A 14,907-nucleotide genomic window follows, 5' to 3' on the forward strand; every position below is an offset into this window, starting at 1 on the left:
TCACGCGGCGCCGACACCACCGAGCGCGGCGTGGCCGGACACCGTCCACGCCACCAGACACAGCAGCGCCGCCCCGGCGACCACCCGCACCCACCGCCACCGCCACAGCACCACCAGCCCGATCCCGCCGAGCGCGACCGCCGCGACGCCGGCCCACCCGGACGGCACCGACACCGACGCCCCGGGCACCCCCGCCGCCCACCCGGCGACCCGCAACAGCCACCACAGCAGCGGTCCGGTGAACCGGATCAGCAGGCCCGCCCCGGCCGGCCACAGCTGGCACAGCGCCGCGGCCGCGGTCCCGATGACCGTGATCGGCGGGATCACCGGCGCCACAACCACATTCGCGAGCACCGACACCAGGCTGACCCGTCCCGAGATGCCGGCCACCAGCGGCGCGGTGACGACCTGCGCCGCCAGCGCGATGCCGACGGCGTCCGCCACCGGTTTGGGCCACCCCCGCGCGGTCATCCGCCGCGACCACACCGGGGCGATCACCACCAACCCGGCCGTCGCGGCCACCGACAGCGCGAAACCGGCGTCCACGGCCAGTTCCGGCGCGACCGTCAGCAGCACCAACACGCTGGCGGCCAGCGCGGGGATCGCCTGCCTGCGGCGGGGGGTGACCATCGCCAGCAGCGTGATGGCGCCCATCACCGCGGCGCGCAGCACACTCGCCTCGGGCTGCACGACCACGACGAAGACGATGAGCGCCAGAGCGGCCAGCACCACCGCCGCGCGTGGACCCACCAGCGCGGCACTCAGTAGCACCGCCCCACACACGATCGTCACGTTCGCGCCCGACACCGCGGTCAAGTGCGTCAGCCCCGATGTGCGGAAGTCCGCGGCGGTGTCCGGCGGGACCGCGGCGGTGTCACCGAGGACGAGCGCGGGCAGCATGGCCGCCTGCTCGACCGGCAGCACCCCCCGTGCGGCGTCGGCGAATCCGGTCCGGATATGCTGCGCCATCCGCTGCGGTGCCGCGGCGGTCCCGACGGTGGCCTCACCCGTCGCCGACAGCACGGCGACGCTGAGATCGCGGCGGGTCGGTTCGCCGATGCGCGCCCGAAAGGCGGCCGGGCGGCCCGCGTTCACGTCCGAGAACCCGTGCGCCGACGCGAAAACCACCACTCGCCCGGAAGACGGACGCCCGTCGATCGAGTGCAGTACTCCGCGGAACATCACCCGGCCGCCGCGTATCGGCCGAGGACTGTCGCCGGGCGTCACGACCACCGCGGCCGTCGACCCGTAGCGCGTGACGATCGGGTGGTGCTCGACGTGATCGGCCCGTACGGTCACCGCGAGGGTGAACGCCCCACCCAGCACCGCGACCGCCGCGACACCCGCACCGGCTGACCGCAGCGCCGCGGCGACCGTCGCCTCGGTGCTGCCCCACACCGCGACCCCGGCCGTCGCCGCCACCCCCGCCAACAGCACCAGCACCGCCGCGGCCGTATGCCACTGGATCCCGGCCGCGGTCACCGCCCAGCCCGTCGCCGCCGCGGGGACGAGCCGGAGGTCGAGCGGTGCCGCCTCCTCGCTCACACATGGACCAGGTCACGCAGTTTGGCCAGCCGGGCCGGGCCGATACCGTCGACGTCGCCGAGTTGGTCGACGCTGGTGAACGCGCCGTTGGCGTCGCGCCAGGCGAGGATCGCCGCGGCGGTGACCGGGCCGATGCCCGGCAGCGTGTCGAGTTGTTCGACGGTCGCGGTGTTGAGGTTGACCGGCTCCCCCGACGCGCGGTCGGCGGGCGCCGCTGCCGACGGTGCCGAGGGGCCGGTGTCCTGGCCGGTCGTCGAACTGCCCATCTCGGCCGGCTTACCGGCGGGGGGCGCGATGCCGACGATGATCTGTTCGCCGTCGGCGACACGGCGCGCCATGTTGAGGCCGAGGAGATCGGCCCCGTCCACTGCTCCCCCGGCCGCCTCGAGCGCGTCGGCGATCCGCGCACCCGGGGTGAGCGTCACCAGCCCCGGCCGGTGCACCAGCCCGACGACGCTGACCACCACCTCCTGGTCCGGTGGGGGTTGGCCCGGTTTCGCCGACGCCGACGACACCATCTCGACCTCGGGCAGTTTCGCCGCGACCACCGGTGGCGGGTCGTCACGCCACAGTGTGAACACCGTGACGAGCACGGCGAGCACCCCCACGGCGGCTAGTCCGATCACGCCCGCGCGTCCCGGATCTCCCCGGACCGTCGCCAACCATCCCGGTTTGTCCGTCGCGGTGGACTCGGGCAGCCACCGCGACAGCGCGGTGTCGGGTCGCGCCTCGTCGTGTCCGCTCTCTTCGTCGGCGCCGAATCGGCGGTTCAGCCGCTCGGCCGGCTCTTCGGTCCGCATGCGCCCGACGGTAGGGACGCCGCCCGTCAGATCGGCTGCCGTCGACGCCCGTTCGGGCGGGGCTGTGGATGAACACGGCGCTGTGGATGGCGCTCAGGTCCTAGGGTCGAAGCGACCCGCAGACCCGACGAGGAGGCTCGCCCGTGACCACACCGACCAGGCCGCTACGCGTGATCCAGTGGACGACCGGCAACATCGGCAGGCGCTCCCTGCACGCGATCATCGGCCGCCCCGACATGGAGTTGGTGGGTGTCTACGCCCACGGCGCCGAGAAGATCGGGGTGGACGCGGCCGAGTTGGCGGGCTGGCCGGAGCCCACCGGCGTCACGGCCACCGACGACATCGACGCGCTGATCGCGCTGCGGCCCGACGCGTGCTGCTACAACCCGCTGTGGCCCGACATCGACGAGCTGACGCGGCTGCTGGAGGCCGGCGTCAACGTGTGCTCGAGCGCAGCGTGGATCACCGGCGGCAAACAGTCACCCGACGATATCGACCGCATCCGAAAGGCCTGCGCAGCAGGTAATTCCACGATCTTCGGCAGCGGCGCGCACCCGGGCGTCACGAACATGGTGGGCATGGTGCTCTCCGGCTGCTGCGAGCGGGTGGACGAGATCCGGATCACCGAGTCGGTGGACTGTTCGACCTACGAGTCGGCGGGCACCCAGACCGCGATGGGCTTCTCACAGGACCCCGAGACGCCCGGCCTGGCCGAGAGCGTGCGCCGGGAGAGCGAGGTGTTCGCCGAATCGGCGGCGATGATGGCCGATGCGATCGGCGCGACGCTCGACCGGATGACGTTTGACGTCGAGTTCTCCACCGCCACGGGCGATTCCGATCTCGGGTTCATGCAGATCCCGGCGGGCACCGTCGCGGGGGTGTACGGCTACCACCGCGGCTGGGTCGGCGACCGCAACGTCGTCAGCGTCGGCTTCAACTGGACCATGGGCAACCATGTCACACCGCCGAAGCCGCTCGAACACGGCCATGTCATCCAGGTGTTCGGGCTGCCCAACATGCGCACCGTGCTGCACTGCCTGCCGCCGCGGGACTGGACCGAACCGGGCTTCATGGGCCTCGGGATGATCTACACCGCGATGCCGGTGACCAATGCCGTGCCTGCGGTGGTGGCCGCGCCGCCGGGGATCGTGACGCTCAAGGATCTGCCGCCGGTCACCGGCCGGCTGCGCTGAATCTGTGCGCCGAGACTACGGTTGTTGACGCAAAGTGCGGGTGGGAGCGTCAACAAGCGTAGTGTCGGCGGTCAAAGGCGTTGCGCCAGCGTCGCTTTACCCGGGCCCGAGACGTCTTCGAGTGCGGCGGGCCGTCCTGCCATCACCATCAGGAGCGCCTCACCGGGGCCGGCCACTTCCGGCCCGTCGCCGTGCACCCACTCGACGTCGGTGGCACGCAGCCGCAGACCGCGGATCCGGCGGCCCGCTCCGAGCCGCGGGTTTCCGGGTACGAGCGGGAGGATCCGCGACAGCCGGTCGGCCGGTATGGTGCGCGGCCGGTCCAGCGCACGCCGGATGTCCTGGTGATGGATCGTCCCGTCGACGAAACCGATCATCCCGCCGAACCGTGCGGTCAGCCCCGACGGGTCGAGGTGCGCCCTGAGATATGCCAACAGTTCACGTTCGGAGAGATGCGTGAACTCGTCGACTCCGACCTGGTTGGCGCGGGTGACGCGGCCCCTGACCATCCGCAACAGGAAACCCGCGACACCGAGCTCTTCGTACGACACCACGTGTGCGACAACGTCTTTGACCGTCCACTCGGTACACAGGCTGGGCGCCTGCCACTGCTCGGGTGTCAGTGTGGCGAGGAGTTCGGCGAGGTCCGCCCGCTCGCGGCGCGCGAGTTCGGTCAGCGGGGCAGGCGCCGTCACGTCGCCACCTCCCGGTAGCGCCTGAGGTAGAGCGGCCACCCCCCGTCGCCGTTCACGCCCGCTGCGACGGATTCCCAGCCGTCGCCGTGCCGGTCGAGGTGGCGGTGCTCCAGTACGACGCGAGTGCGCTCGTTTGTCTCGGCGATGAATCGCACCTCCACTTCGCTGGTCCGTTCGGGATCGGCCTCCACGCGCCAGGTCGGTCCGATGTCCCACGTGAACACCACCCGATTCGGCGGTTCATAGGCCACCACGCGGGCCCACCGGCATTCGCTCCCGTCGACGCCGCGGTCATAGATGTGGCCGCCGACGCGGCATTCGAAGACGGTCTCCGCGATCGGCACGGCGAGCAGGTTGTGCTCGCGGGGTTTGAACGCGCCGAAGCGCTCGGTGAAGGTCCGGAACGCACGCTCGAGCGGCGCCTCGACCGTGACCTCGTGCCGAATCGTGTTCGACGGCAGTGCATTCATGTGTCGCCCCGTTCTGGATTTTCGACAAGTTCCTTGAAGCCGGCCAGCGCCCGCGTCCAAAATCTGTCGAGCTCGGCGCGCATCGCGTCGAGGCCCGACGGGTCCAGGTGGTAGACGCGGCGGGTGCCGTCCGGGCGGTCGTGGACCAGACCAGCCCGCTTGAGGACCTTGAGGTGTTGGGACACCGCGGGCCGGCTCACGGGCAGGTCACGGGCGAGCTCGCCGACCGCGCACGGCCCGTGGGCCAGCCGCTCCACGATCGAACGCCGCGTGCCGTCCGCCATCGCCTCCCAGGCATCGCCAACTCGGTAAGTGGCCACGAACCGTAAGTTACCACTTACCGATCGCCTCGTCGAGACTACGGTTGTTGACGCAAAGTGCGGGTGGAAGCGTCAACTAGCGTAGTCTCGGCGCAGATCAGGTCGACAGGCTGACGCACACCCCGACCGCGCCCGCGCCGAGATGGATCGCCAGCACCGGCCCCATGTCGGCAACGGTGAGCGTCTCGATCTGCGGCAGCCGTTCGGTGAGCGCCGCCCCGATCGCGTCGGCGGCGTCGTGGTTGTCGACGTGGTGCACAGCGATGGCCGCGCGACGGTCGCCGACGACATCGGCCACCTGATCCACCAGCGCGGCGTGCGCCTTCGACGCGGTCCGGATGCGTTGCGCGAGTTCGAGTCTGCCGTCGACGTCGATGCGCAGGAGCGGTTTCAGTGCCAGCGCCGTGCCCAGCCAGGACGACGTCGCGCCGATCCGGCCGCTGCGCCGCAAATTGTCCAGCCTGTGCACCACGATGAACGCCGAACCGCGCGGCACCGTCGCACGCGCGGCCGCCTCCACCGCGTCGAGGTCCGCGCCGGTGCCCGCGCACCGCGCCGCCGCCAGTGCGACGAATCCGACACCCATCGCCGCCGACCGCGAGTTGATCACGCGTACAGCCGATCCGAACTCGCGCGCCGCGGTCACCGCCGAGCTGAAGGTGCTCGACAGCGCCGCCGACAGATGGACCGCGACGATCCCGTCGCCCTCGCTGTCGGCGAGCGCGCGCCGGTAGACCTTGGCGAGTTCCCCCGGCGCGGCACCGGCGGTCGTGACGTGGGCACGCTCGTGGATGTCGTTGGGGATCGTGTCGACCCCGTCGCGCAGATCGTTCTCATCGACCAGCACGTGCAGCGGCACCTGCCGGATGTTCCAGCGCGCCAACTCCTCGGCGGGCAGCCGGCAGGAGGCGTCGGTCACCACCACCACGGCCATGGTCAGCTATCCGGGAGGTCCTGTGGCACACCGGCTTCGGTGAGCGCCTTGAGCATGAGGTCCGCGACGGCCTGATGCGCCTCGAAGTTCCAGTGAATGCCGTCGGGGTTTCCGCGGCCACCGAGCACCTCGTCGGCGACGGCGGCCTCGAGGTCGACCAGCGGGACGCCGTGTTCGGACGCCCATTCGGTGATCGCCCGCACGGTGCCCGCCCTGCCGTGGTGGGCCTTGCCGTAGGTCTCGGCGATGTGCACCGACGGCAACGACGCGACGATCGGGATGCCCGGACGGTTGAAGTCGATCGCCCCGCGGGTCATCTCGAGGTACTCGGCACTCAGATGCGGGGGTAGCGCCGGCCGTGCGACCGGGGACAGCCGCGGCTGCACCCAGCCGTATCCGTCGCGCACCCACCGCCGCAGCCACGGCGGCCGCACGTAGCGGATCAGTTCGCGCAGCGCGGTCGGCAACGGCGACGGCAGCGAATCCATCCCGCCGGTGGCGAAGACCACCGCACCGGCGCGCGGCAGCGCCGCCCATGCCCGCGGATCCTGGGTGGCCGCCCACCACACATCGCGGCACGTCCAGCCGATGCGCCCGATCAGCTCCAGATCCCAGCCGAGTTGTGTGGCAACGAGATTCGGCCAGATCCGGGGATCGTTTGAGGGCAGTCCGCCGGTCGGGCCGTAGTAGGCCAGCGAATCGGCGAAGACCAGCAGCGTCCGCCTAGAGGACGTCATGGCCGACCTGCGCGGACGCGTTCCACACGTCGAGCCGCCAGCGGATGTCGTCGAGTCCGGCGTCGGGCTGCGAATGTCCCGACAGCTGCACCCAGCTCGCGTTGCCCATCCCGCCGAGCACCGGCCAGTTGTCCACCGGCAAGCCCAGCAGATCCGCGGTCAGCGCGGCGATGAGACCGCCATGCGCGACCAGCACGATCGGCCGGTCCGGTTCCAGACCGTCGGCGTCCGAACCCCAATCGCCCTGTCCGGCAACGAGTTCAGCGACCAACGGTCGGCTGCGGGCGGCCACGTCGACGCGGCTCTCGCCTCCGTGCGGCGCCCACCGCGCATCGTCGCGCCAGGCCAACCGAGCCCCGGGGGCGACCTCGTCGACCTCGAGGTGGGTCATCCCCTGCCAGTCACCCAGATGCGTCTCGCGCAGGCGGGTGTCGACCGACACCGGCAACCCCGCGCGCTCGCCCAGTGCGACGGCGGTGTCCAGCGCACGCCGCAGATCCGAGGACACGATGAGCAGCGGCTGCCGTTTGGCCAGGGCCTCGGCCGCGACGACGGCCTGCTCCCGGCCGAGTTCGGACAGTTCGGTGTCGAGCTGGCCTTGCATCCGCCGGCCCGCGTTGAACTCGGTCTGCCCGTGCCGGAGCAGCACCAGCCGCCGCACCCTCACGGGGCGTCCAGTTCCACCGGTACCGTCGGGCAGTCCCGCCACAGCCGGTCCAGTGCGTAGAAGTTGCGCTCGTCGGTGTGCTGGATGTGGACCACGATGTCGACGTAGTCGAGCAGCGTCCAGCGGCCCTCGCGGGTGCCCTCCCGGCGGGCCGGTTTGTGGCCGGCCAGCCGCATCTTCTCCTCCACCTCGTCGACGATCGCGTTGACCTGGCGTTCGTTGCTCGCCGAGGCGATCACGAAGCAGTCGGTGATGACGAGCTGGCCGGAGACGTCGATGACCACGACGTCGTCGGCGAGTTTGGCCGACGCCGCGCGTGCGGCCACGGTCGCCATCTGGATGGCTTCGTCGGTGGCGGTCATGGGGATGTCCTCAGCTTTCGAACGGTAGGTAGAGCCGGCGTTTGGTGACGTACTGCACGACCCCGTCGGGCACCAGGTACCAGATCGGCCGGGCCTCGGATGCGCGCTTGCGGCAGTCGCTCGACGAGATCGCCAGTGCCGGCACCTCTACCAACGACAGCGCATCGTCGGGGAGTTCCCGCAGCGCGGCCGAGATGTGGCTGCCGTCGAGCTCGTAGCCCGGTCGGCTGACCCCGACGAACCGGGCGACGGAGAACATGTCCTCCCAGTTCTGCCACGACAGGATCGAGCCCAGCGCGTCGGCGCCGGTGATGAAGTAGAGGTCGGCGTCGGGATTGGCCGCGTGCAGATCCTGCAGCGTGTCCTTGGTGTAGGTCGGGCCGCCGCGGTCGATGTCGACCCGGCTGACCGAGAACCGGGGGTTGGACGCGGTGGCGATCACCGTCATCAGGTACCGGTCCTCGGGTGCGGTGACCCGGCGGTCATGCTTCTGCCAGGGCTGGCCGGTCGGCACGAACACGACCTCGTCGAGCTCGAACAGATCTGCCACCTCACTGGCGGCAACCAGGTGCCCGTGGTGAATGGGATCGAACGTCCCGCCCATCACGCCCAGCCTGCGTCGCGGTTGCACGAACAGCGAGCTTACGGCAGCGCGGCGCCGGTCAGACCGGTGTGCGGTCGACCGTGAGCACCTCGGAGACCTCGAAGGCAGCGCGGTCGGCGCGGTAGACGTCGCGCGCGTATTCCACGCAGCGGCCGGTCTCGTCCTCGGTGGTGCGGGTCAGCAGCGTGCCCGCCGACCCGGCCCGCACCGCGAGCTGCGAGCTCGAGGCGTCGTCGAGCACGATCGACTCGAGTACCGCCGTCGAACGCGCCAGCCGGATCCCGTAGCGGTCGCGCAACACCGCCCACAGCGACCCCTCCTCCGGGGTGTCGAGAATCCCCGGGGTGAGGTCGGCGGGCAGGAACGTCGTCTCGAGTGCGACGGGGGCGTCGTCGACACTGCGCAGCCGGTGGAAGACGTGCACCGCGGCCCCGTCGGCCAACCCGAGCGCGAGCTGCACCGCCGGCGTGGGGTGCTGACGTTCGGCCCACAGCAGGCGGGCGGCGGGGCGGCGCCCGAGCCGGGACACCTCCTCGGAGAAGCTGCCGATGTGGAACCGCACCCGGGGTTCGGCGACGAACGTGCCGCGCGGCGGTTTGCGGTAGACCACACCCTCGCTCTCGAGCAGGGACAGCGCCTGACGGGCGGTCATCCGGCTGACGCTGTGCTGCTCGGCGAGTTCGCGCTCCGAGGGCAGCAGCGTGTGCGGTCCGAGCTGTTCGGTGGCGATCCGGTCGCGTACCTCCGCCGCGATCGCCAGGTAGCGCGGCTGGTCGCCGCCCTGCGACGGAGCTCTCCTCGCGGCGGCAGGCATGGGAGAAGCGTAGCGCCCGTGGTCCCGGCCACGCCGGTGTGAAGGTTCGGTTACCTGGGTTGACGATGACGTGTGTCACATTCATACTTCGGTTCAACCACATGGTCTATACCAACTGGAGGAGCTATGTCCGGCACGGTCCCCTCCGGCGGTGACGCCGCCGACCTTGCGCAGTTCGGCTACGCACAATCCCTGGAGCGCCGCACCGGCCGCTTCGCATCGTTCGCGGTCGCGTTCGCGTTCGTCTCGATCGCGACCGGCATCTTCACCACCTACGGATCGGTGCTGAACTCCTCGGGTCCCGTCGGCATCTGGACGTGGCCGATCGCGGTCGTCGGCCAGTTGGCCGTCGCGTTCGTCCTCGGCGCGCTGGCCTCCCGGATCCCGGTGACCGGGTACCACTACCAGTGGATGTCGCGGCTGGCGAACCCGATCCTGGGGTGGATCATCGGCTGGATCTCGTTCACGTTCCTGGCCATCGTGGTGTGCGCGGTCGACTACACCATCGCCTCGACGATCCTGCCGGTCCTGCTGCACTACGAGAGCACGGCGACGATCGCGTGGCTGATCACCGCCGCGGTGCTGGTGCTGCAGTTCCTGCTCGTGGCGCTGTCGACGCCGTGGGCGGAACGGGTGAACAACAGCTTCGTCACGCTGGAACTGATCGGCATGGTCGCGCTGACGGTGCTGCTCCTGGTGGTCGCCGCGATCCGCGGCGACATGGACTTCGGCAATTTGTTCAGCAAGGGCGCCGTCCCGGCCGAAGGGTTCTGGAGCTTCGGCGACTGGACCTCGGCGGGCCCGTGGATGCTCGGCTTCCTGCTCGGCGCGTTCACCATCGTCGGTTTCGAGTCGGCCGCCAACCTCGCCGAGGAGACCCACGATCCCGAGCGGGTGGTGCCGCGCGCGATGTGCCAGGCGGTCCTCGCCTCCGGCGTGCTGGGGTTCCTGTTCATCGTCGCGGTCACACTGGCCGCCGGTGACCCGATCGCATTGGCCGAGTCCGGCACGCCGATCGCCGACGTCATCGAGAACACCCTCGGATCGGTGGTGGCCACACTGCTGCTGCTGATGGTGGTACTCGCGATCTTCGCGTGCGGTCTGGTCATCATGATCACCGGCGTGCGGCTCACCTGGGCGATGTCGCGGGACAGGCGGTTCCCCGGCTGGCAGCTGTGGGGTCAGGTGTCGCCGAAGTTCCACACCCCGCTGAAGGCCGCGGTGCTCTACTTCGTCGTCGCACAACTGATCCTCGCGGTTTTCCAGCGTTCGGAGACCGCGCTTTTCACGCTGTTCGGGGCGGCCACGCTGCTGCCCGCGGTGATGTACGCCTCCACCGTCGTGCTCTACCTGCTCAAGCGGAAGTCGTTGCCGGTCAACGGGAAATTCGACCTGGGAGCGTGGGAGATACCAGTGGTGGCGGTCGCGGTGGTCTGGTTGGTCTTCGAGTTGGCGCTGTTCCGCGACTCGAGTTTCAAGGAGGCGTGGACATACGTCATCGTCATGGTCGTGATCGGTGCGGTGTACCTGGGCTACCTGTTGGCGACCCGTGGGCGGCACGGGCTGTCGATGCCCGACATGCACTCGATCGACGCCGAACTCGACCGTGAGGCCGCGAAGGACTGATGACCCACCTGCTCGCCATCGACCAGGGCACGTCGGGCACCAAGGCGATCGTCGCCGACGCATCGGGGGCCGTCGTCTCGGTCGCCGAGGTGGGGCTGCGGCCGCAGTACCTCGCCGGCGGGGCCGTCGAACAGGATCCGGAGGTCCTCTGGCAGTCGGTGGTCGACGCGGGCCGGCAGGCGGTCGCGCAGGCCGGGGTTCCCGTGGCGGCGGTCGCGCTGGCCAACCAGGGCGAGACGGTGCTGGCCTGGGACCGGGACACCGGGCGCCCGCTCACCCCGGCGATCGTGTGGCAGGACCGCAGGGCCGAATCGGTGTGCGCACCCCTGGCCGGCTCGGCGGACCGGATCGCACACAGGACCGGGCTGGTGCTCGACCCGTATTTCTCGGCGCCCAAGATGGCGTGGCTGCGGGCGAATCTGACCCGCGGCGGGGTCGTCACCACCACCGACACCTGGTTGGTGCACCGGTTGTGCGGCGCGTTCGTCACCGACGCCTCCACGGCCAGCCGCTCCCTGCTCACCGCGCTCGACGCCCACACCTGGGACGACGAGCTCCTGGACCTGTTCGGCCTCACCGGCGAGGCCCTGCCCACGATCACCGACTGCGACGAGATGGTCGGCGAGACGGACGTTTTCGGGCCGACGATGCCGGTGGCCGGATTGATCGTCGATCAGCAGGCCGCGCTGCTGGCCGAAAGCTGTCTGGAGCCGGGCGCGGCCAAGTGCACCTACGGCACCGGCGCGTTCCTGCTGGCCCAGCTCGGTGACCGCCCCGCGCTGTCATCGTCGGGGCTGACGACGTCGGTGGCGTGGCGGTTGCGCGGGCGGACCGCCTACTGCGCCGACGGGCAGGTCTACACCGCGGCATCGGCGGTGCGGTGGGCGGTCGAGCTCGGGCTGGTGCCCGCCGCCGACCAACTCGACAGTGCTGCAGCCGAATCCAGCGACGGCGTGCTGTGTGTCCCCGCGCTGGCGGGGTTGGCCGCGCCGTGGTGGGATTCGGCGGCGACGGCGTCCTTCACCGGGATGACTTTGTCCAGCGGGCGGGGTCAGCTGGTGCGGGCGCTGCTGGAGGGCATCGCCGCCCAGGTGACCGCGCTGGCCGACCTGGTGGGCACCGACCTCGGGCGCCCGCTGCACCGATTGCGGGTCGACGGCGGACTGACCCGGTCGGCGGTGCTGATGCAGGCGCAGGCCGACCTCGCGCAGGTTCCGGTCGACGTCTACCCTTCCCTGCACGCCACCGCACTGGGCGCCGCCGCATGTGCCCGCCTGGCGCTCGATCCCGCGCTGACCCCGGCGCAGGCCGTCGGCACCTGGACGCCCACCCAGACCTACGAACCCCGATGGTCGGCCGACCGCGCCGCCGACTACCTCGGCCGGTGGCGGCGCGCGGCCGAATCGACCCTGCACAACCAAGGAGAGACCAAGTGAGCACCCCCGACGTCAGTGACGTCGTCGTGGTCGGCGCCGGCATCGTGGGCAGTGCGATCGCCCGCGCGCTGGCGGGCACCCGTTCGTCGGTGACCCTGCTGGAGGCCCGCGCCGACGTCGGCGACGGCACCAGCAAGGCCAATACGGCGTTGCTGCACACCGGATTCGACGCGAAACCGGGCACCCTCGAGTCGACGCTCGTGGCGCGCGGCTACGAACTCCTGGGCAAGTACGCCGAGCAGACCGGTATCCCCGTCGAACGGACCGGAGCACTGCTGGTCGCCTGGACCGACGAGGAACGCGACGCGCTGCCCGGGCTACGGGACAAGGCCCTGCGCAACGGCTACACCGAATGCGAGATCGTCGACGCCGCACGGGTGTACGACCTGGTGCCCGACCTCGGACCCGGTGCGCTGGCCGGGCTCACCGTTCCCGGCGAGTCGCTCATCTGCACCTGGACCACCAACCTCGCGCTGGCCACCGACGCCGTCCAGCGCGGTGTCCGCCTCATCCGCAATGCCCGTGTGCTGCAGGTTGATTCTGTCGACGGTCACACCACCCTGCGGACGACGGCGGGTGACGTGCACGGCCGCTGGGTGATCAACGCCGCGGGCCTGGGCGCCGACCACCTCGACGAACAGTTCGGCCACCACCGGTTCACGGTCACCCCCCGCCGCGGGGAACTGCTCGTCTTCGACAAGCTGGCCCGGCCGATGGTGCCGCTGATCGTGCTCGCGGTGCCCTCGTCGCGGGGTAAGGGCGTGCTGGTCAGCCCGACCATCTACGGCAACGTGATGGTGGGACCCACCTCGGAGAACCTCACCGACCGCACCGCCACCAACACGAGCGAGGAGGGGTTCGAGTTCCTCATCGACAAGGGACGGGCGTTGATGCCCAAGCTGTTCGACGAGGAGGTGACCGCGAGCTACGCGGGGCTGCGCGCGGCGATCGACTCCGACGACTACCTGATCGACCTCGACGCACCGCACCGCTACGTCCTCGTCGGCGGTATCCGCTCGACCGGTCTGACGTCCGGGATGGCGATCGCCGAGTACGTCACCGAGCTGCTCGCGGGCACCGACCTCGACCTCACCCCGCGCGAGGATCTGCCCGATCCGCCGCGCATGCCCAACATCGGTGAGATCGGGATACGCCCCTACCAGGACGCCGACCGCATCGCCGCCGACCCGGCCTACGGGCGGATCGTGTGCTTCTGCGAACGCGTCACCGCCGGGGAGATTCGCGATGCGTTCGCCTCGCCGATCCCGCCCGCCGACCTCGACGGGCTGCGTCGGCGCACCCGGGTGATGAACGGCCGCTGCCAGGGCTTCTACTGTGGCGCGCACACCCAGACGCTGCTGGAGTCGCGGGCGGCGGTCCGATGACCCCGCCGACGCAGAAGGTGCCCGTGGTGATCATCGGCGGCGGTCCGGCGGGTCTGACCGCGGCCGCGGCGCTCGCCCCGCACGTCGACACCCTCGTCCTGGAACGCGAAGCGCAGACCGGTGGCATCCCCCGCCACAGCGACCATCCCGGCTACGGGATGCGGGATCTGCGGCGGTTCATCTCGGGACCGGCCTACGCCCGCCGGCTCACCGCGCAGGCACTCGACGCGGGCGCGATGCTCGAGACCGAGGCGATGGTGACCGGTTGGGCCGGTGAGCGACTGCTCGAGGTCACCACACCGCGCGGGGTGCGGACGGTGTCGGCCGACGCGGTCGTGCTCGCCACCGGCGCGCGGGAACGCCCGCGCCCGGCCCGGCTGATCCCCGGGGACCGGCCCGACGGGGTGTACACCACCGGGCAACTGCAGAACCTCGTCCACATGCATCACGCGTCGGTCGGCACGCGCGCGGTGGTCGTCGGCGCCGAACTCGTGAGCTGGTCGGCGGTGCTCACGCTGCGGGAGGCGGGCTGCGCCACGGTCGCCATGGTGACCAGGTATCCGAAAGGCGAGGCGTACGCGGCCTTCCGGCTGCCGGGCCGCGCGCTGATGGACGGGCCGGTGCTCACCCGCAGCCGGCTGGTCAGCATCCACGGCAAGGACCGGGTGGACGGCGTGACGGTCGAGGATCTGGGCACCGGCGCACGCACGACGATCGACTGCGACACCGTGGTGTTCACCGGGGATTGGATCCCCGACCACGAACTCGCCCGCACCGGTGGGCTGGTGATGGACGCGGGCACGCGCGGTCCCGTCGTGGATGCGGCGCTGCGCACCAGCGCTCCCGGCGTCTTCGCGGCGGGCAACCTGCTGCACCCGGTCGACACCGCCGACGGCGCCGCACTCGACGGCCGCCACGTGGCCGCCGCGGTCCGCACGTGGCTGCGGCAACGCGACGCACCGGCGGCCGGTGTGCGCATCCGCACCGAGGCGCCCTTCAGGTGGGTCGCCCCGCAACTGGTCTCGCCGAGTGGCGGGACGTCCGCCCGTGGCGATCTGCTGTTCTGGGTCGACGAGTATCGGCGGCTGCCGAAACTGCGCGCGGTACAGGACGGCCGCACGCTGGCGACGGCGCGCACCGCCTGGCCCGCGGCACCGGGCCGCGTCTACCGTGCACCGTGGTCACTGGTCGCCGACGCCGATCCGCACGGCGGCGACGTGACGGTGTCGTTCGCCTGACTTTCCGGCCGCGAGCAGACACAGATTCGTGTGATCCGGCGTGGATTCACGCGAATCTGTGTCTGGTCGCGCTTGTACTGA

General features: G+C 70.9%; 16 protein-coding genes. 5 read left to right on the top strand and 11 right to left on the bottom strand.

The genetic code is table 11. From position 1 onward, the window contains the following. Nucleotides 1-1,545 carry a ComEC/Rec2 family competence protein gene (locus AU194_RS25975; RefSeq protein ID WP_059092153.1) on the bottom strand — a complete coding sequence of 515 codons (1,545 nt, stop codon included), beginning with the start codon at nucleotides 1,543-1,545 and terminating at the stop codon, nucleotides 1-3. Next, entirely contained in the window at nucleotides 1,542-2,345 is an 804-nt protein-coding gene (locus AU194_RS25980; RefSeq protein WP_059092154.1) for a ComEA family DNA-binding protein, read from the bottom strand. The genes AU194_RS25975 and AU194_RS25980 overlap by 4 nt, the downstream gene beginning before the upstream one ends. A 143-nt stretch (nucleotides 2,346-2,488) precedes the next feature. On the opposite strand from AU194_RS25980, the gene AU194_RS25985 reads away from it, so the two are divergent. Further along, complete coding sequence (locus tag AU194_RS25985) at nucleotides 2,489-3,538, top strand: dihydrodipicolinate reductase (RefSeq protein WP_059092155.1); 1,050 nt, start codon at nucleotides 2,489-2,491, stop codon at nucleotides 3,536-3,538. A gap of 71 nt (nucleotides 3,539-3,609) precedes the next feature. On the opposite strand, the gene AU194_RS25990 is transcribed toward AU194_RS25985, so the two are convergent. From AU194_RS25990 to AU194_RS26030, 9 genes are all read right to left on the bottom strand, one after another. Continuing rightward, nucleotides 3,610-4,233 (bottom strand): maleylpyruvate isomerase family mycothiol-dependent enzyme, encoded by a 624-nt coding sequence (locus AU194_RS25990; RefSeq protein WP_059092156.1) that lies wholly within the window; start codon nucleotides 4,231-4,233, stop codon nucleotides 3,610-3,612. Further along, nucleotides 4,230-4,703 (bottom strand): SRPBCC family protein, encoded by a 474-nt coding sequence (locus tag AU194_RS25995; RefSeq protein ID WP_059092157.1) that lies wholly within the window; start codon nucleotides 4,701-4,703, stop codon nucleotides 4,230-4,232. The genes AU194_RS25990 and AU194_RS25995 overlap by 4 nt, the downstream gene beginning before the upstream one ends. After that, complete coding sequence (locus AU194_RS26000) at nucleotides 4,700-5,023, bottom strand: helix-turn-helix transcriptional regulator (RefSeq protein WP_059092158.1); 324 nt, start codon at nucleotides 5,021-5,023, stop codon at nucleotides 4,700-4,702. Before AU194_RS26000 ends, AU194_RS25995 begins: the two co-directional genes overlap by 4 nt. A 97-nt stretch (nucleotides 5,024-5,120) precedes the next feature. After that, nucleotides 5,121-5,957, bottom strand: coding sequence for a DegV family protein (locus AU194_RS26005; RefSeq protein ID WP_059092159.1), 837 nt, complete (start codon nucleotides 5,955-5,957; stop codon nucleotides 5,121-5,123). A gap of 2 nt (nucleotides 5,958-5,959) precedes the next feature. Continuing rightward, complete coding sequence (gene octT, locus AU194_RS26010; protein ID WP_059092160.1) at nucleotides 5,960-6,694, bottom strand: diglucosylglycerate octanoyltransferase; 735 nt, start codon at nucleotides 6,692-6,694, stop codon at nucleotides 5,960-5,962. Next, a complete protein-coding gene (gpgP, locus tag AU194_RS26015; RefSeq protein WP_059092161.1) occupies nucleotides 6,681-7,361 on the bottom strand; it encodes a glucosyl-3-phosphoglycerate phosphatase in 681 nt (226 codons plus the stop codon). The genes octT and gpgP overlap by 14 nt, the downstream gene beginning before the upstream one ends. Further along, a complete protein-coding gene (gene rsfS, locus AU194_RS26020; protein ID WP_059092162.1) occupies nucleotides 7,358-7,723 on the bottom strand; it encodes a ribosome silencing factor in 366 nt (121 codons plus the stop codon). Before rsfS ends, gpgP begins: the two co-directional genes overlap by 4 nt. 10 nt (nucleotides 7,724-7,733) lie before the next feature. Further along, on the bottom strand, nucleotides 7,734-8,336 hold the full coding sequence (gene nadD, locus AU194_RS26025; protein ID WP_255374848.1) for a nicotinate-nucleotide adenylyltransferase: 603 nt from the start codon (nucleotides 8,334-8,336) through the stop codon (nucleotides 7,734-7,736). A gap of 49 nt (nucleotides 8,337-8,385) precedes the next feature. Then, nucleotides 8,386-9,141 (bottom strand): GntR family transcriptional regulator, encoded by a 756-nt coding sequence (locus tag AU194_RS26030; protein WP_059092164.1) that lies wholly within the window; start codon nucleotides 9,139-9,141, stop codon nucleotides 8,386-8,388. A 126-nt stretch (nucleotides 9,142-9,267) separates the two neighbouring features. Here AU194_RS26030 and AU194_RS26035 point away from each other — a divergent pair, with 126 nt between their 5' ends. Genes AU194_RS26035 through AU194_RS26050 form a run of 4 tightly spaced genes read left to right on the top strand, consistent with a single transcriptional unit; the run spans nucleotide 9,268 to nucleotide 14,826 of the window. After that, nucleotides 9,268-10,767, top strand: coding sequence for an amino acid permease (locus AU194_RS26035; protein WP_059092165.1), 1,500 nt, complete (start codon nucleotides 9,268-9,270; stop codon nucleotides 10,765-10,767). Further along, nucleotides 10,767-12,203 carry an FGGY family carbohydrate kinase gene (locus AU194_RS26040; protein WP_059092166.1) on the top strand — a complete coding sequence of 479 codons (1,437 nt, stop codon included), beginning with the start codon at nucleotides 10,767-10,769 and terminating at the stop codon, nucleotides 12,201-12,203. The genes AU194_RS26035 and AU194_RS26040 overlap by 1 nt, the downstream gene beginning before the upstream one ends. Further along, on the top strand, nucleotides 12,200-13,588 hold the full coding sequence (locus tag AU194_RS26045; protein ID WP_059092167.1) for an NAD(P)/FAD-dependent oxidoreductase: 1,389 nt from the start codon (nucleotides 12,200-12,202) through the stop codon (nucleotides 13,586-13,588). The genes AU194_RS26040 and AU194_RS26045 overlap by 4 nt, the downstream gene beginning before the upstream one ends. Continuing rightward, a complete protein-coding gene (locus AU194_RS26050) occupies nucleotides 13,585-14,826 on the top strand; it encodes an NAD(P)/FAD-dependent oxidoreductase (RefSeq protein WP_059092168.1) in 1,242 nt (413 codons plus the stop codon). The genes AU194_RS26045 and AU194_RS26050 overlap by 4 nt, the downstream gene beginning before the upstream one ends. Nucleotides 14,827-14,907: the final 81 nt, after the last annotated feature.

This window comes from Mycobacterium sp. GA-2829 (assembly GCF_001499965.1).
In the GTDB taxonomy this organism is placed as follows: Bacteria; Actinomycetota; Actinomycetes; order Mycobacteriales; family Mycobacteriaceae; genus Mycobacterium.